Below are 18,884 nucleotides of genomic sequence, written 5' to 3'. Positions count from 1 at the left end.
AATGGTTTTGTTAGGATTTTCCTAATATCGAATTTCCATGTCAAGTTGCTTTCCTGTACTTGAGCATCATGGACGTATGAATGGAAAACTAAAAGTCTTTGGCCAGTTGAAAGCCATGCTTCCAACCATAGGTGGCTAAGCGGTTCCTTTGGGCTGATGCACCACCCTCTGCGGGAACGGAATTTCGATTCCTGCTTCATCGAATCGGTATTTCAAGGACTCTATGACATGAAAATGAGCCACCCAAAAATCTTCGTTCTTGGCCCAAAAACGTAAAGTTAGGTTTACAGAGCTATCTCCCAATGCCCCCACATAGACCTCAGGTACCGGTTCCTTTAGAATTCCTTCGTGTTCCGCACAAATCTCCAATAAAATATCCTTGGCCTTTTTAATATTCGAGCCATAGCCGATGCCCACATCGATTTTATCCCTTCTAATCGGCTCGGCATTATAGTTCACGATATTGTTATTGCTCAATTGTCCGTTGGGTATGATTGCCACCTGGTTGCCAAAAGTGTTCAATTTAGTGGTAAATATGGTAATTTCCTTTACGGTACCATCGACCCCTTGGGCAGAAATCCAATCGCCCACTTTAAAAGGCTTGAACACGAGTATAAGAACTCCCCCGGCGAAATTGGCCAACGACCCCTGCAATGCCAGGCCAATGGCAAGACCGGCCGCACCGACCATCGCCACTAGGGAAGACGATTTAACCCCTAGTTGGGTCACCACCAACACAAACAGTACCACTTTAAGGGCGATGCTGATAAAGCTCTGTAAAAACGTTTCAAGGGTAGGGTCGTAGTCTTTTTTGTTGAAAAATCGCCGCACCAACCGATTGATGAACCGTACCACCCACATCCCCACTACCAATATGAGGATGGCAGTTACAATGTTTGGCAGAAACTCCCAAAAATAGGCAATGGCCTTGTCAACATATTTTTGATACTCGGTCAAATCTTTCATAGTGATGACTAGATTAAGTTATCGCTTTGCAAATTTCATAAAAAGAAATGAAATAATGGCTAAGGCTCCCGTTGAACTCTTAATTGGGTCAATACTTCATCGGTTTGTGTCAAGGGTAGTTGACAGCTACCATGTTGGCAGATATAGAATTGGGTGATTCCCTCAACCTGGCGGTTTTTTAATAGCGCTAGCTCACTACCGCTCCCGGTACCTGCGAATAAAGTGTACGGAAGGTAATTTCTCCTTATTTCATTCGCTTTTTCCTGATAGAAATCCCCTACTAGGGCAACCTCATAAAAGGGTTGGTTCATATACAGCACTAGTTGCAACCAATTGGCATGGCCCTGGGCGTTCTTGGTAAAATTGTCCTGTACGTTCCGAAGCATTTGTACTGTGGAGTCTCCAAAACCTTCATTCGGAAAAAAACGGGATAGCTTAAAAAGATTTTTGGCCATCATCGAGTTCGATGCCGGAACCACATTGTCGGTTATTTCAAGGGTTCTTCGTATTACAAAATCGTCTTGCTTGTTGGTAAAAAAGAAAAGGCCACTCTTAACGTCCTTAAAATTTCGCTCGCAATAATCGGTGTACTGCTTTGCCCTCAAAAGCCAATGCTCGTCAAAACTCACCTCGTACAAACCAATGTAGGCATCGATGATGGTTGCATAATCTTCCAGATATCCGTTAATAGCACTCTTCCCGTTCTTATGACCATGAAAGAGCCCGCCATCCTCCTTAGCAAGGTTTTTTTCGATAAAGTGGGCATTTTTCAAAGCAAGTTCCAGATATTCAGGTTCTTCGACATATCGATAGGCATCGATCACTCCCTTAAGCATTAGACCATTCCAAGAAGCTATTATTTTATCATCGAGCCTGGGGCGGTTTCTCTTATCGCGTTCTTTCCTCAGAATGGCGAGACAATCCTGAATAATGCGCTCTAGCGTATTGGTACTGATTTTGTGCTTCTGTGCCACGTCCGTGCCATCGGCATTGCGGATCAAGACGTACTTATCACGCTCCCACAGGCCGTATGGGTTAATATTGTAGTAGTCTTTAAATAGGTCGTAATGGCTACCCAGGAGGTCTTTCAACTCTTTTTCTTTCCAAACATAATAGGCTCCTTCTTCCAGTTGTCCTTTTTCATTAAGACTATCGGCATCCAGGGAGGAATAGAAACCATGGTTGGTACCCATCAATTCGGTCTTTATAAAGTCAATGGTCTGTTCTACTACTTGTTTGTATAGCACATTTTTGGATTCGGAATAGGCTTGGGCATATAGACTCACCAATTGACCATTGTCATAGAGCATCTTTTCAAAATGGGGTACATGCCATTTGGTATCGACCGAATACCGCGAAAACCCACCGCCTACGTGGTCGAAAATACCCCCCCAGGCCATTCGTGTCAGCGTGGTATACACATAATCCCTTAGTTTGGTGTCGTTTACGACAGTACTATAGTGCAAAAGAAAATTCAGATTGACGGGCATCATAAACTTTGGGGCGCGCTTATGGCCTCCAAGAAACGTATCGAAGTATTGCGACCAATCCTCGACCGCCTCCTTCAAGGATTTCATGCCAAAAAGCGCATCACTGCCCTTATTTTCAACCAAATTGATGGCCCGTATTCCCTCTGCCATATCTTGGGCATATTTCAGTACTTTTTCTGGCTGATTTTGATACAATGCGTTCAATTGGGACAGCATATCGATCCAACGCTCTTTCTTGAGATAGGTCGCACCCCAAAAGGGTCTTCCGTCCGGTAGTGCAACAATATTTAGGGGCCATCCACCACTACCCGTCATTATTTGAAGGGCATCCATATAAATATGATCGATATCCGGCCGCTCTTCCCTATCAATTTTGATATTCACAAAATGGGCGTTCATTACCTCGGCTACCTCGATATCCTCAAAGCACTCCTTTTCCATCACATGGCACCAATGACATGCCGCATAGCCGATGCTTATTAGTAACAATTTATTTTCTTCTTTTGCCCTTTCCAGGACTTCGGGATGCCAGGCCTTCCAGTTTACCGGATTATGGGCATGTTGCAATAAATAAGGGCTAGTCTCATGGATTAGGGCATTGGTGAACTCTTTGGACATGCTGTTACGTATTTAGGCAGTGGAAGTGGATGCCGTATTCCTCCGAATGAACCAAACTTTTGGATTATTAAGGTCAAGTTAAAGGAAAAATCGGGCAAAAAAAAAGCATCTGCCAACTGGCGATGCTTCATGACGTAGGTCGGGAAAACGTTATTTTACTTCAAAGGTAATCTTCACATTTACCCTAAATTCTTTCACTTCGCCATCATCAACCGTGGCACTCTGTTCATTCACATATACCGAACGAATGTTCTTAACCGATTTTGAAGCATGGGAAACTGCTTTCTTAGTAGCATCTTCCCAACTTTCATCGGAATTTGCCAATACTTCAATTACTTTTAATACTGCCATAATTAGTGTTTTTAGATTTGCTATAAGGTACTAATAAATCTTTGAAAGACGAAAACAGGTCGGTGAAATTAGCCATTCAAGGCGACCACTTCATTTACTTTATCGCCCATCATATTCTTGAGCATGGTTTCGATGCCGTTTTTCAGGGTAAAGGTGGAAGACGGACAGCCACTGCAGGCCCCTTGGAGGATAACATTGACCGTTTTACTTTCTTGCTCATAGGATTTGAATAAAATATTACCTCCATCACTTGCTACGGCCGGTTTCACATACTCTTCCAGAATGTCGATGATTTGTCTTGAAGTAACATCCAGCTCCTCTTGTTGGGATAGGTGATTGCCTGTTTCCTTCGTTTTTTGCACGATACTTTCTGTAGAAGCGAATTCTTTACCATCTGCCAAAAAATCACGTATATGTTCCCTGAGTTGCATGGTGACCTCATCCCAATCGGCGACCTCGAATTTAGTGACCGAAACGTAGTTTTCATCGAAAAATACCTCTTTGACAAAAGGGAAATGGAAAAGTTCCTTGGCCAAGGCAGAGTCCTTCGCCTCATCTATGTTTTTATACTCCAGCGCAGCGGGCACAATACGTCTGCTCGCAACGAATTTCATTACCGCAGGGTTGGGTGTTACTTCTGCGTAGACGGTTACTGCAACCTTTTTCGTAGTCTCCTCTTCTATGACTACGGGTTCCCCTGCGTTGAGGTATTCGACCATTTGTTGGGCCACTTCGTCTTTAACATCGTTCCAAGTGACAATTTCATACCGTTCCAAGGCAATAAAATTACCTGATATGTATACGGTCTTGATAAATGGAAGGTAAAACAACTGCTGCGCCAATGGTGAATTTTTAGCCTCATCGATGTTCTTGAATTCGTAGTTTTTGTGTTTCGTAAGAAAATGATTCGTCTCGAATTTTAGAATTGCAGGGTTGCTGGTTTCACGAACGGTGATGTTATACTCCTTCATAGTCTTGTCTTTTGTGCAAAAATACAATCATTTTCCAAGGTGGCCCACATATAATAATGTTGTATTTAGGCCGTTATAGTTTAAATTAGTCGACTATTATTCCCAAAATCCCATAATGAAACTACGTTTACTTGTATTGCTTTCGGTTTTTACCTTTGGTTATCAGTCATTTGCGCAGGAAGGTATTCCCGTTTATTTCGACTATTTGGCCGATAACTACTACTTAGTATATCCGTCGATGGCGGGAATAGGTCAAGGTGGTAAAATTAGGGCCACGGTACGTCAGCAATGGTTCGATGTGCAGGACGCGCCCAACCTTCAGACTTTAAATGCCCATTTCAGACTGGGCGAAAGTAATAGCGGAATAGGGGCCATTATCTTTAACGACGCAAACGGATACCACGCCCAAACGGGGGTCAAGCTTACGTATGCCTACCATTTAAAGTTGGCCGGCGACGTAAGGGCGCTTAATCAGCTCTCCTTTGGTTTGAGTCCCACCTACCTTCAAAGTAGCTTGGATGAAAGCGAGTTTCTTTCTCCCGGTGGAGTCGTAGATCCCGCGATTTCTGGTTCCAAACTCAGTGAAGCCTATTACAATGTTGATATTGGCATGTCCTATAATTTGATGGAATTCTACGCTCATTTCGCCGCATTGAACCTTTTGAGTACCGAAAGAAGCCTATACCGTGTGGGAAGACTGGATCCCAACAATGTGCCCGTAATCGATAATCTAAGGCGGTATCTCTTTTCAGTGGGATATGTATTTGGTAGGAATGCGGTGCAGTTAGAGCCTTCTGTGCTATTCCAGTTGACCGATTTTACAGAAGAAAAAACCATCGATATCAACGCAAAAGTTTACAAAGACGTCGATTTCGGAAGAATTTGGGGCGGCCTCTCTTACCGAAGGAGTTTTGACGGTGCCCAGTTTGTCGATGGTGACAATTTTGGCGAGCAGCGACTACAATTGTTTACCCCGATTATTGGCGCAAACATCAAGAATTTTATGGTATCCTATAATTATTCATACCAATCCGGGACTATACGTTTGGATAATGGGGGTTTTCACCAAATTACCTTAGGGTACGATTTTGGACAGCCTGAGAGAAAGTATGATTGTTATTGCCCTGCAGCCCAGTAGGTATCCACCAAACTGGAAATCCGCAACTATTCTGAATCAAATAGGTATTTATTTGGAATCCCTTCTTTTGTAGATTCGTTGTTCGACAGGGGAAAGTTGAAGAACCTAGAGCAAAAACCTACACGTAAAAAATTTTTACATCCCTATTCTGAAAGTTCCTTCGCAATCTTCCCCATAGATTGAAAGCGAACCTGTTTTTTAGGACAAACCCTTTTGCTTCTTATAGAACCGAAGGTGGGGTTAACACAAATCCCGATGGGATAGAATGGATCTGTCCGGATCAGTACAAAAAAAGCGGGCCCAACCCAAAAAGGTATGAACCCGCTTACCAACACCAACCTACTATTCATATTCGCTACCCCTCCTAAGGAAGATGTGTATCGTTAGGATGGTCGGGAAATTTTAGTCCCACTGGTAATTCTTACGTCCTGCCTGTTTTCTAATCGCCTGGATCATCGCATTTTCCAGTTCCCCTTTGGAACCCTCTTTTTGATTTTTTGCGATATAGGCTTCCCGTTGGGCGTTCAGTTCTTTTATCTCTTTTTGAATTGCAGCCCGTTCACGTTTCTTCTTCTCGATAAAGCTTTTGATCTCTTCGGTCGATTTGTTTCTAATTTCCGTAGGTAACTGCTCTTTTTCGATTTGTGCGACATCGAATTCCGCATCCTCGGAAGCATCGACCAAATCCCATTTGGAGTTTTTGTATAGATTGGAACTTTTGCTCACGGCCCGTTTCACGGCTACCGCCTCTTCCATTGCCATTGCGTTGGCATCCTGGGTCACCTGCATTTCCATCTTTGACCTTCCCAAGGTGCCATAGGAAATGTAGGTTTTGTTCAATTTCGAATTTAATTTTATGATGACCTCATCATAAGGCGTATCGACATGTACCACCTGGCGGTTGTGGTCAATGGCCATGTACTCTCCCCCGGTCGAACGGGCACCCTCTTTCCAATGCGTTTTGATACCCTGTTCGTAGTTTCCGCAAAAGATGGTATTCACCACCACATCTTTTTCCATTGCGTTGCTCGTGGCATCGCGAAAGTCTAGTTTCCCTTGGTCAAAGGGTTCATTACCAGCGATGAAGATCATCTTGAGATTATCGGGATTTTTACCCCAATCCAACTGTTTTAAAGAAGTCTGTATTACTTCACCGCAGTATTCTTCACCACCATTGGTAGTAAGTGAGAACAGCTTTTCAGAAATCTCATCCAAGTCGCTGCTAAAGCCCAGTACCTGTTGAATGTATCCCTCGCGGGCAGAAAGGTCATCGTTGCCATATTGATAGAGGGCGATTTCTAGTTTGGGTCTCGTTTCGTTGCCGCATTTGGCATGCGTGAATTCGTTGACAATATCCCATAATTGGGCCTTGGCTTGGTTGATGAGTCCGTCCATGCTGTTACTGGTGTCCAACAACAAGGCGATTTTTACCGTATTATTGGCATTTTTATCCTCGCTTCCGATGGCTTCCGCAACCAAAGTGGGTCCGTTATGTTTGGTCTTTGATTCACAACCATAAGCGGTTGTCATAGCGAGGGTCAAAAGACCAGCTGCAAGTATCTGACAATGGGTTTTCATAGTAATTCGATTTTAGTTTCTGTTTTATTTAAATCGTTTTTTGACCGGATGGGTCACTCAATTAATCCGAGGTCATAGGATGAGGTTTTTTTAGTCTTCCAGGTATCGTCGGTATAAGAGGCAATGGTTAAAAACCATTATTTTTTTCATCCTTATTTTTATTAACTCACCTGATCATACTATTTATATCGATAAAAGTATTTCCAAAGTATTTTTTAAAAAATGGGGAATGAGCAAACTGCCCCTTTTGATGAGTGAAAGGGTTCCTCGGTTGTGTGAAGTGCTTAAATATGGGATACTGGCCCATGTGTTTTGAATTTTACCATTTTTTAGTGCCGCATAAATCTGCTAAGTTTACGTTGTTATAGCAGTCTATGTCAAATTTGAAACACCTCATATTAGTAGTACTTTTTGGTTGTACCTCTGCCTTTTCACAAGTATCGGAATCATTGGAAAGGATGCCGATCAAAGGGGTGGTCATGACCAAGGAAAACCGAGTACCTATTTCCGGTGTGACGGTAACCACCAATACTGGTGAATATACTTTGACCAATGGCCTAGGTGAATTCAACATAAATGCCGCCATCGGGGATCGGTTGGTGGTAGAGAGCCCTGAATTTAGAACAATACGTTATACGATTAAGGATAATCAGGACATCACCGTCTTGGTAGAGGGCTACGATGGTGAAGCCGATCTGACAGCGGTCGATAGTAAGATAGTGGACCGGGGGAGGGCAAGGCATCAGACCTATTTGGATTCGGCCAATTTTTACAAAAAGGACAATATTGAAAAAAGTATTGATTTTATCACCCAATCGATTGCGCAATTAGGCAAGAGGGCCGACAAAAAACTATTGGCAAGGTCATTGACAGTCCTAGGAGAGGTCTACACCCACCATCAGCAATATGACCTGGCCATTACAAATTTGAAGGATGCCCTGGAAGTCAATAAATCGGTCAGGACCACCTTGTTGCTGGGACAGGTGTATGTATTAAATGGTGATTATAGGCAAGCGGAACAAACGCTTCTTCCCCTGATGAAAATCCGAAACATGGTACCCTTTCAGAAGGTAGAATTGTATGAGAGTCTGGGCGATGCCGCTAAGGGACAGGGAAATATCGAGACAGCCATAGCCTATTATGAGGAAGGGCTTGCAGTTGCCCGACAGAATAGGATTTCTCCCAAAATGGCGGATATTAATTCCAAGATAGCCGATGCCTATGCCACCGATGATCGTGGTATCGAGGCTGAGGGTTTTTACAAAAACTCGCTACAATTGGCCGAACAGCAAGCTCCACAGCGCTCCATACAGGAAAAAGAGAAAGTGGCCGATTTTTACAATCAAAAAAACCGGTATCCCGAAGAAATCCAGATGCGGAAAAAAAGTCTGGAGGAATTAAAAAGGTTGCCAAAGGCCAAAGTGGAAAGTCAGTCTGTTTCCATCAATTCGGACTCCATTACCGCGCAACGTATCAACTACAAAATCGCCAACGCCTACATCGCACAGGACAAATACGAAGAGGCCATACCCTATCTAAAGAAAAGCATTGTGGAAGCAGATAGCGATGACGATCTCATCGTTCAAAAGGATGCTACCAGAAAACTATCGGAAATCTATGAGTATCGAGGCGACTATACCAAAGCATTTAAGACCTATCAAGACTATGTAGCGTTGGTAGATACCCTATACATCCGAAAGGAGCAGGAAATTTCAAGAGCGGCCCGCTTCAACAGGGAAATTGCCGCCAAACAAAGCAGAATTTCAGGATTGGAGCAGGAGCGCGAACTTTCGCAGAGCAAGTACGATTTGGCGCTTACCGAACAGCAATTGGTCGAGGAAAGTTATAAAAGGCAAAAATGGGTCATCTATTCCCTTATTTTCGGCATGATACTGCTCGGTTTGGCTGCGTTCTTTTTTTACAGGAGCAATCAGCAGCAAAAATTGGCAAACAACTTATTGGCGTTAAAATCCTTGCGCTCCCAAATGAATCCCCATTTTATTTTCAATGCCTTGAATTCGGTGAACAACTATATCGCCAAAAGCGATGAGCGTAGTGCCAATAGATATTTGAGCGAGTTTTCCACATTGATGCGTGCCGTATTGGAAAACTCCGAAGAAGACTTTATTCCATTGTCCAAAGAGCTTGAACTGCTAAGACTGTATGTAAAGCTGGAACACTCCCGTTTTCCAGAAAAGTTCGACTATACAATACACATCGATGAACATCTAAATGTCGACGCCTTTGAGATTCCACCGATGTTGTTGCAACCGTATATCGAAAATTCAATATGGCATGGACTTCGGTATAAGGAAGAAAAGGGATTTCTAAATATCAACCTTGTTCAAATAGACAAAGAAACCATCGAAATAACGATATCGGACAACGGTATTGGTCGAAAACGTTCAGCCGCCCTGAAGACACAGAACCAAAAGAAGCAAAAGTCAAAAGGCATGGGGAATATCAAGAAACGCATCGCCATTTTAAACGATATGTACAAAGACAGGGTCGATGTCTATATTACCGACCTTGAAAGCGATGGTACCGGTACCCAGGTAATTTTTACATTAAGGAAAGACTGAAAGAGCAACCAAATTTTTGATGGATATTGAAAATGATGAAGTATCCAAAACCTTCAGGAACATTATAAAGACCAAGAAATGAACTTAAAAACGATCATAGTAGAGGACGAAGCCAACAGTAGGGAGATATTGCGAAACTATTTGGCCAAGTACTGTCCAGAAGTAACCTTGGTAGGTGAAGCGGCTTCGATACAGGAGGGGCTGCAATTAATTGATAAACATACGCCTGACCTTATTTTTTTGGATGTGGAAATGCCTTTCGGAAACGGATTCGATCTGTTGGACGAAGTACCTGATCGAACCTTTGAGACTGTTTTTGTGACAGCCTATAACCAATATGCCATGGATGCATTGAACAACCGTGCAGCCTATTATTTAATGAAACCTATCAATATCGATGAGTTGGTGAAAGCGGTGGGGTACGTGCTGGAAATACGAAAAAAGGAGGATGCTTTGGAAGATCGGGTACTCCGGCCTAAACTGAAATCCGTCGAAGGAAAGATCACGCTGCCACAACAAGATGGATTTCAAGTGTTGAACGTGAATGATATTCTTTACTGTAAGGCCGATGACAATTATACTGAAATCTATTTGGAGAACAAGAAAATACTAGTCAGCAAAACCCTCAAATATTTTGAGGAAGCCTTGTCCGATTTTGCCTTTGCCCGCATTCATAAATCCTATTTGGTCAATGTGAACGAGGTAGTCAAATACCGAAAGGGGAAAGGTGGTAGTGTTGTCATTTCCAGTGGGAAGGAGTTGCTAGTCTCGGCTTCCAAAAAGAAAGAATTATTGGCGTATTTTTGATTGTTTCAAATCTCTTTGGAACGCTATGGATAAAATTGGTCAGCATGATTCTTAAAACTGTCAGAGGGAAAACACCACAATTGGGAAAAGACTGCTTTGTCGCCGAAAACGCCACCATTGTGGGGGAGGTGATAATGGGTAACCAATGCAGTATTTGGTTCAATACCGTTTTACGGGGCGATGTTCACTTTATAAAGATGGGCAACAAAGTAAACGTACAGGACGGGGCGGTCATCCACTGCACCTATCAAAAATCCCCAACAACCATTGGTAACAATGTTTCTATAGGACATAATGCAATCGTACATGGCTGTACCATTAAAGACAATGTATTGGTCGGGATGGGTAGTATCATCATGGACGATTGTGTAGTCGAATCTAACAGTATCATTGCCGCGGGCGCGGTACTTGCGAAGGGCACTCATGTGCCATCCGGGTCTGTATACGCTGGGATTCCGGCGAAAAAAATCAAGGATATTAGCCCGGAGCTCAGTGCTGGCGAAATAGATCGAATCGCAGAAAACTATGTGAAATATGCGAGTTGGTTCAAGGAGGGGTAAACGGAAGGGTTTACGATGCACAAGCTAGACGAAGCCTTTGAACCAACTACTTTTTAGGGAGGTAAAAATTGTTTGATAGGGTACGCTATCGGTTTTCAAGCCATAATTCAGTATCGTACGTCAAAAACCGTAAATTTGCCGCACCAAAAAGAAACAAAATGAAAGCATATATATTTCCAGGTCAAGGTGCCCAATTCGTTGGAATGGGACTCGATATCTATGAAAAATACCCTTTGGCCCAAGAACTATTCGAAAATGCAAATGACATTCTTGGTTTTAGCATCACCGATGTCATGTTCGAAGGAACGCCCGAAGACCTGAAGCAGACCAAGGTGACCCAGCCGGCAATCTTTCTACATTCGGTAATATTGAGCAAGGTGATGGGAGATGATTTCAAACCCGAAATGGTGGCAGGTCATTCACTTGGGGAGTTTTCCGCGCTGGTGGCCAATGGGGTATTAAGCTTTGAGGATGGACTCCGATTAGTGGCCCAACGTGCTTTGGCCATGCAAAAAGCCTGTGAGCTACAACCGAGTACCATGGCAGCTGTTTTAGGGTTGGAAGATGAAGTGGTGGAGCGCATTTGCAGGGAAACCCCCGGAATTGTGGTTGCTGCCAATTATAACTGTCCAGGGCAGTTAGTGATATCGGGAGAGGTCGAAGCGGTAAACCTTGCCTGCGAAAAGTTGAAGGAAGCCGGTGCTCGAAGGGCGTTGGTGCTTCCAGTTGGAGGTGCCTTTCATTCCCCATTGATGCAGCCTGCCAGAGAAGAACTGGCGTCGGCCATTGAAAACACAAATTTTGGAAATCCGGTTTGTCCGATTTATCAGAATGTTACCACGACAGCAGTTACCGATTCTGCCGAAATCAAGGATAATTTGATTGCGCAGCTCACCGCTCCGGTGAAATGGACACAAAGTATTCAACAGATGGTCAAAGATGGGGCTACGTTGTTCACTGAGGTCGGTCCGGGTAAGGTGCTTCAAGGACTTGTTAGGAAAATATCCCCGGAAAGCGAGACTACTTCTGCTGTTATTGCCTAAATGCCCGGAACAATTTAGCGGATAAACCCATATTTAAACCTATTATTTAAGGTTGTGGGTGTTTTTTTTAGTATTATTGAGGCCCTATTTGCTTAAGAACCTGCTGATATGCTGGATGTTGAATTTTTTAATTCAATAGTATAGCGATGAAATTGAAAAGAAACAAAGGTTTCCCATCTGGAGGAAATCGATATGCATTAAAAGTATGCCTGTTTTTTCTGGTATTTTTTGCCGGTCTTAAAATGCAGGCCCAGACTATGTCCCTTACAGTGCCCGATGACGAGGCGGCCGAAGTAGTGGCCGGTGATGTACAAAATCCAGCCCTTTTTAGTATTACCAAGAGTGCCGCCCCAATTACCTTTGGCCCTCGAACGGTATTTTATGAGGTATTGGGTACCGCAACAAGTGGTGATGATTTTCCACTCCTTACGGGCACAGTGACGCTACCTGCGGGAGGTGCTACCACCGCTAATATCATTATAAGTATTACCGACGATGAATTGGTCGAGCTTCAAGAGACCATTACGATTCGTTTGTTGCCCGGTTTTGATTACACCGTAGACCCTGCGAATGACGAGGGTACCGCTACCATTGATGATAATGACATTGGTACGTTGATAGTGGATGTTACCGACGCGGATGCAGCAGAGGAAAATCAGGACGAAGGTCGGTTTGTGATACGACTTGACAAAGAGAATGGTACAGGCGAGGTAATATCGGTGCCCTATACCCTGACCGGTACGGCTACCAATGGAGGTGCCCAGTCGGATTATACCATAGCAGGGCAAGCCATCCTTACCTTTCCCGCAGGGCAATCTACGCGTACGATACGGGTCATACCTGAGGACGATTCCGTGGCAGAAATCGATGAAACGGTCATCCTCACCTTAGGAACCCCTAGCAATCCTGTATTTCAATTGGGAACACCCGATTCCGGAACGGTCACTATCGTAGACAATGATTGTGCCGCCGGTGATGAGGCCCCCGAATTCAATGGAAATGACCCCGGACTCTGCGATGTTTCCAGCGTAAATCTCAATACGTTTATAGTAGGAGGGGCCGGAAGTGCTCCCCCTGGTTCTGCACTGCGATGGAGCTTGGATCCCGATCCCGAAGCAGTGGGAGATTTGCTGCCCGGGGCAACTGTTACGCAGTCAAACACCTATTATGCGGTGTATTATGCTGCAACGGGAGACTGTTTTAGTCCTGTTACCGATGGTCTCGATGTAGTGTTTGCACAGACGCCTCCGATAGGTACGGTCAACAGTGGTATTTTTAGTTGCAACACCACCGATTTTGGTGGGGTTACCACCTTGGACCTTGATACCACTTTGTCTGGAAGCACCCCGGGTGGAGAATGGACCTTCGTATCAGGACCGGCGAATCCCGGGAGTATCAATGGTAGCAACGTGGTTAATTTTAACAACGATCCTGAAGGAAGCTATGTTTTTCGGTATACACTTACAGCAGCACCCTGTCCTACACAGACCATTGATGTTACGGTACCGGTTTCGGATTGTGACCCTTGTGTCGCCGGGAATGCCGCCCCAGCTTTAAATTCCGACGTGCCTACTATATTCTGTGATGAAATTGACGTGAGCCTAAACGATTATACCAGCACGACTCCTCCTTCGGGTACCGTTCTAAGATGGAGTCTTACAGAGCCTAGTAACGGTAATGTACCTGCTCCCATAGGACAGTCAGAAATAGATAACCCTAATCCGGGTACCTATTTCGGATATTTTTACGATGCGGTCAATGACTGTGCGAGTCCGGCATTGCGTATATTGTTAACGAGAAACACAACCCCTACGATTACCAGCACGGCTGGTGATCAACGCTGTGGTACAGGGCCTGTTACCCTCAGCGCTACAGCTACTGGAATCCCCGGTAACCCAACCTTTCGTTGGTATAGCTCCCTAAGCGGCGGCACCGAAGTGGGTCAAGGAAGTAATTTTACGACCAATCTCTCACAAACTACTATCTTTTTTGTGGAGGCGACGGAGAATGGCTGTACTACTTCCCCGAGAATACCGGTCACCGCTACCGTGATACCCCAACCTTCCGCGGGCACTCCTTCGGACGCATCGGCCTGTAGCGTCGAGGCCAACGGACTTACCATTATCGATTTGGATGACCGACTAACCGGTGAAGACGAGGGAATCTGGGAAATCGCCGAAGACCCATCTGGAAGTTTGACAATCCTTGCCGGAAATATTGTTGACTTTGAAGGGCGGGCCGATGGTAATTACGTATTTACGTACACAACCACTGAGGCACAGGCGCCCTGTGAAAACGAGTCCGCCACAGTCACCATCTCTGTCAACGATTGCGATGTGGATACCGATGGTGATGGTCTCTTCGACGGCCCCGAAGCCTCTTTGGGAACCGACCCAAATGACGAGGACACCGATGGGGACGGCCTGCTCGACGGGGAAGAAGTAGGCGATGATATTGAAAATCCGTTAGATGAGGATGGCGATAACATCATCGACGCCTTGGAATCCAATGTTTCCGATGCCGATAGCGACGGGGTGGTAGATCAACAAGATCCCGACAATACCAATCCTTGCATCCCGAACAATAATAATAGCCTCTGCGATACCGATGATGATGGTATTACCGATGGGGAAGAAATCGAAAATGGTACCGATCCGAACAATGCCTGCGACCCAGATCCGGAAAATGAGAATTGCAATACGGAAATTGATCTTGAGGTTTTAAAGGTCATAGATAATGAGGCTGCCACGATAGGGGATGAGGTGACCTTCACGGTTACCGCTACCAACTTATCTGAAATTAGGACTAGAGGTATCAGGATTGCAGAGGTTTTGGAAAGTGGGTTTGAATACGTTTCCCACGAGACGTCTTTAGGAACCTACGATCCGGAAATGGGCCAATGGGAAATTTTTGAAATAGTACCGCTGGAAACAGCTACCCTTGAGATTACCGTAACGATTGTGGAAGGTGGAAGCTACAGCAATACGGCTGAACTGTTGGCCTCGGTACCGAACGATGGTAACCCTTCAAATGATACGGCAACGGTAACTTTGGAAATAGATCGCCCGGAAGGGGTGAATCTAGTAGTTGAGAAATTGGCGCGCATCAAAGGGGCTTCATTAGGTCCGGAAGCAAATCCGTTAGTGGGTGAAGAAGTCGAGTTTGTCATTAAGGTTACCAATGAATCAATAAGTAATGAAGTATCGAATATAAGTGTGGCCGATGTGTTGACCAATGATGGAGGTATTCAATTCGAATTTCAGGGATTTGAAGCAGATCAAGGTGATTATAATCCTGACACGGGTGTCTGGACTATTTCATCGAGCCTTCAAGTGGGCGAGGAAGTTGAACTGGTACTTTCCTATCGATGTCTCGAACCTGGAACAATTATCAATACCGCTACCGTAAACGCTTCATCACCTGCCGAAAGTATCGCATCTGACGCTGATAGCCAATCAACCGCTATTGTCAATATTGCGGAAAGAAATCCTTTGGAGGTCGGTATTATTTACAATCAATTTTCGCCCAACGGTGATGGGGTAAATGATATGCTGAAAATCAATAAAACCCAATTTGGACCCGATGGCAATCGAGAAGTTTCGCTGGTCTATTCGATAGAAATTTTTAACCGATACGGCAATCAGGCTTTTTTGGCCCAGAACAAAACGGAAGCGGAAATATGGGATGGAACCTGGAAAGGGAAACAAGTACCGGATGGCACTTACTATTATGTGTTGAACGTACGAATAGAGAATGAGGAGCCCAAAATACAGAAAGGCTGGATACAGCTGATAAGATGATTAAATCAATGGCGTACCATATAAATAGATTTAGGTGTTCCTATATTTCATTGCTGGTTTTTCTACTGTGGGGCTCCTTTCTGCTTGCACAAAACGAACCCCAATATACCCAGTACATGTATAATATAGGGAGTTTTAACCCGGCATACGTGGGTACTACGGAGACCCCGGAGATAACGACGATGTATAGGGCACAATGGTTAAGTATACCCGGCGCTCCCAGGACCATTCGACTGGGAACCAACATTCCGTTCGCGAACGAACGAATGGGATTGGGTGTCAATGTAATCAATGAACAGTTGGGACCTTTAAGCCAAACCTATATCGATGTGGCTTATAGCTACCAATTCAACGTTTCCGAAAACACCAAATTGTCTTTTGGTATGGATGTCGGGGGTTCCCTGTTGAACGTAGATTTCACCAAAGGTACTTTCGAAAATCCCGGGGAACCTATTTTAGACCGGGAGACCATCAACAACTTTTACCCAACGATCGGTGCGGGAATGTTTTTGTATCAAGATAGTTGGTATTTGGGGCTTTCCATTCCCAACTTTTTAACCGATGGTATCTATAACCAGGAGGTAGCTACCGTAGTAGAGGATAAGATGCAGTATAACTTCATTGGCGGATACGTTTTCGATCTGTCGGAAACAACAAGGTTAAAACCCGCTTTTTTGGTAAATTATATCGCTGGGGCACCCGTAAATGTAAATATATCGGCTAACTTTTTATTCAATGACCGTTTTACGGTCGGGGCCTCGTATCGGGTAGACAATGCCGTGAGTGCGTTGGCAGGTTTTCAGATATCCAATCCTCTTTTTTTTGGAGTTTCTTATGATTACAGTACAAATGGATTGGGAGCCTATAACGATGGTACCCCTGAGTTCGTGTTGAAATTTTATTTGGGAAGAACGGGTCAACGTGTTAAGGGCAGCAAATCCAAGAGTATAAAAGGAAAACCAAAACAAATCGATACGCCTAGATTTTTTTAATATGTAAATGATATGCGCATACGAATTTTCATATTGTTTTTTCTAACAACGGCATTTCTGGTAACTGCCCAGGACATCAAGACAAAAGGCGACAAGTACTTCTATGCCTATGCCTACGAAGACGCTATCAAGGAATATGGTAAAGAGATGCAGAAAGGATTTTTGATGACCAACCATCAGCTCTTGAATTTGGCGGATTCCTATTTTAAGACAAATGACTATACCAATGCGGCAAAATGGTATTTGGACGTGTACAAGAACGATACCATTATGTCAAACAATCGTTTTAACAGTATGTTGCAGAGTTTGGCTAAGACCTCCGAGCCCGAGCGGGTCAAAGCCTTTTTAAAATCCAATGAAGGTTCCTTGTCGACCGAGTTGGTCGAGAATGCGGCCTTCAACTACGAACTGCTGCAATCGGAGACGGCGGACAATGGTGGCTTTTTCGTTTTCAACATCGATGCCAATAGTCCACAGGACGATTTTGCCCCGACCTTTTACAAAGACAAATTACTCTTTAGTAGCAGCAGAAAGAGCAAGTCAAAAAAAATATATGGACCTTCGGGGGAATCCTATATGGATATTTATGTAGCCAGAATCAACGGGGGCGGAAAGGTCATGAATCCAAATATATTTGAAAAGATTCCAGAATCTTCCTACCACAAGGCTACTCCTTACCATGCATCAGGGATAGATCGTATTTTTTATGTGCTTTCAAACGAGGAGGATGGAGAACTGACCTTTGATGATAGAGGAAAGAATAGTTTGGCAATAGGGGTTACCTACGATAATGGATTCTTTCGTAATATGTTGAAAGATTTAAGCACTTCCTTTTATTATCCTTTTTTTGACGAGGTCTCTGAACGGCTTTACTTTGCAGCGGATTTCCCCGATGGATATGGGGGTACCGATATCTACTACGTTTCCACGGTAAATTCGCAAGTGATGTCCGCGCCGGTAAACTTGGGGCCTAGAATTAATACTCCGGGCAATGAGATTGCCCCCTATTTCATGGGAAATAGCCTCTTTTTTTCCTCTGATGTATTCTATGGTCTGGGAGGGATGGATATTTATAAGGCCTATTTGCAAGCCGATGACAGTTTTAGTACCCCCGTGAACCTCGGTGAAGGAATCAATTCGCCTGATGATGATTTCGGTTTTATAATAAGACCACAGGATATGGACGGCTATATCGGCTATTTTTCTTCCAATCGTAAAGGTGGAAAAGGCGGTGACGATATCTACGGCTTCAAAATAAGTCGGGAACCGGGTTTGAAGACATTGCTCGTTAGGGGAGAGGTACGTACCCCTAAAACCGAACAGGGAATCGGTGACGTGTCGGTTAAACTACTTGACGGGGAACAAAATTTGATTAAGGAGGTGTTTACCCAAGATGACGGTAGCTATCAATTAGAGGTGCCATGGAGGGAAGATGTATCGCTAAAGGTATCCAAACCGGGATATTCGACTTTCAACAAAACATATACGGAGTCGGGATTGGAGGAATTAAAAAATAACAAACAGGATGTTGAGATAGTTTCCCTTGAAGAATTGGTTGAGAAAAGAGAGAACCAAGACGTTTTGAAGTTGGATAGTTTTGTTTTTGAAAGGGGAAAGACCGAAATAGTGCCAGAGATTGCCGTACAACTCGATAAGGTAGTCGAAGCCGTTGAGCAATTTCCAAAAATGCGGTTACAAATAGAGACCCACACCGATAGTAGGGGAAGTAGTTCCTCAAACAAGCGTTTGTCCCAGAAAAGAGCCGATGCGATTAGACTGTACTTGGAACAGAAGGATGTTACCTCGGCAAATATTGTTTCAGCCACAGGTTATGGGGAAGAAAAAATCCTTAATAGTTGTACCAACGGGGTTTATTGTCTGGATTTTCTGCATGACCAAAATGCTCGAACAAATTTTGTAGTGTTGAATTACGAGGAGCTTAATCAATGATATGATACCGGTTCACCGGTTTCTCTTATGGGGGGACA

13 protein-coding genes are annotated in these 18,884 nt (G+C 44.1%); 8 read left to right on the top strand and 5 right to left on the bottom strand.

Going from position 1 to position 18,884, the window contains the following annotated elements; all coding sequences use genetic code 11:
• Nucleotides 1–135: 135 nt before the first annotated feature.
• From FK220_RS03245 to FK220_RS03230, 4 genes are all read right to left on the bottom strand, one after another.
• A complete protein-coding gene (locus FK220_RS03245) occupies nt 136–966 on the bottom strand; it encodes a mechanosensitive ion channel family protein (protein ID WP_152572837.1) in 831 nt (276 codons plus the stop codon).
• Between the two features lie 59 nt (nt 967–1,025).
• The gene (locus FK220_RS03240; protein WP_152572836.1) at nt 1,026–3,074 is read right to left on the bottom strand and encodes a thioredoxin domain-containing protein; all 2,049 of its coding nucleotides are present in this window, start codon (nt 3,072–3,074) and stop codon (nt 1,026–1,028) included.
• Nucleotides 3,075–3,224: 150 nt separating this feature from the next.
• Nucleotides 3,225–3,425, bottom strand: a complete 201-nt coding sequence (locus FK220_RS03235; protein WP_152572835.1) for a dodecin family protein — start codon at nt 3,423–3,425, stop codon at nt 3,225–3,227.
• 68 nt (nt 3,426–3,493) lie between these two features.
• Entirely contained in the window at nt 3,494–4,396 is a 903-nt protein-coding gene (locus FK220_RS03230) for a NifU family protein (protein WP_152572834.1), read from the bottom strand.
• 115 nt (nt 4,397–4,511) lie between these two features.
• Here FK220_RS03230 and FK220_RS03225 point away from each other — a divergent pair, with 115 nt between their 5' ends.
• Nucleotides 4,512–5,534 carry a PorP/SprF family type IX secretion system membrane protein gene (locus FK220_RS03225; RefSeq protein WP_152572833.1) on the top strand — a complete coding sequence of 341 codons (1,023 nt, stop codon included), beginning with the start codon at nt 4,512–4,514 and terminating at the stop codon, nt 5,532–5,534.
• Between the two features lie 402 nt (nt 5,535–5,936).
• On the opposite strand, the gene FK220_RS03220 is transcribed toward FK220_RS03225, so the two are convergent.
• Entirely contained in the window at nt 5,937–7,112 is a 1,176-nt protein-coding gene (locus tag FK220_RS03220) for a vWA domain-containing protein (protein WP_152572832.1), read from the bottom strand.
• Between the two features lie 374 nt (nt 7,113–7,486).
• On the opposite strand from FK220_RS03220, the gene FK220_RS03215 reads away from it, so the two are divergent.
• From FK220_RS03215 to FK220_RS03185, 7 genes are all read left to right on the top strand, one after another.
• Nucleotides 7,487–9,694 carry a histidine kinase gene (locus FK220_RS03215; protein ID WP_152572831.1) on the top strand — a complete coding sequence of 736 codons (2,208 nt, stop codon included), beginning with the start codon at nt 7,487–7,489 and terminating at the stop codon, nt 9,692–9,694.
• A 78-nt stretch (nt 9,695–9,772) separates the two neighbouring features.
• The gene (locus tag FK220_RS03210) at nt 9,773–10,501 is read left to right on the top strand and encodes a LytR/AlgR family response regulator transcription factor (protein WP_152572830.1); all 729 of its coding nucleotides are present in this window, start codon (nt 9,773–9,775) and stop codon (nt 10,499–10,501) included.
• Nucleotides 10,502–10,545: 44 nt separating this feature from the next.
• Entirely contained in the window at nt 10,546–11,061 is a 516-nt protein-coding gene (locus FK220_RS03205; RefSeq protein ID WP_152572829.1) for a gamma carbonic anhydrase family protein, read from the top strand.
• Nucleotides 11,062–11,219: 158 nt separating this feature from the next.
• A complete protein-coding gene (gene fabD, locus FK220_RS03200; protein WP_152572828.1) occupies nt 11,220–12,104 on the top strand; it encodes an ACP S-malonyltransferase in 885 nt (294 codons plus the stop codon).
• Nucleotides 12,105–12,250: 146 nt separating this feature from the next.
• Nucleotides 12,251–15,904: a T9SS type B sorting domain-containing protein gene (locus FK220_RS03195; RefSeq protein ID WP_152572827.1), complete on the top strand. Its 3,654-nt coding sequence runs from the start codon at nt 12,251–12,253 to the stop codon at nt 15,902–15,904.
• Nucleotides 15,901–16,896: a PorP/SprF family type IX secretion system membrane protein gene (locus FK220_RS03190; protein WP_152572826.1), complete on the top strand. Its 996-nt coding sequence runs from the start codon at nt 15,901–15,903 to the stop codon at nt 16,894–16,896. The genes FK220_RS03195 and FK220_RS03190 overlap by 4 nt, the downstream gene beginning before the upstream one ends.
• 12 nt (nt 16,897–16,908) lie before the next feature.
• Entirely contained in the window at nt 16,909–18,846 is a 1,938-nt protein-coding gene (locus tag FK220_RS03185; protein ID WP_152572825.1) for an OmpA family protein, read from the top strand.
• The last annotated feature ends 38 nt before the right edge of the window (nt 18,847–18,884 follow it).

The organism is Pelagihabitans pacificus (genome assembly GCF_009371985.2).
Taxonomy (GTDB): Bacteria; Bacteroidota; Bacteroidia; order Flavobacteriales; family Flavobacteriaceae; genus Pelagihabitans; species Pelagihabitans pacificus.
The sequence above is the reverse complement of the archived record's forward strand: the minus strand, read 5'-3'. Positions and strand labels throughout refer to the sequence as shown.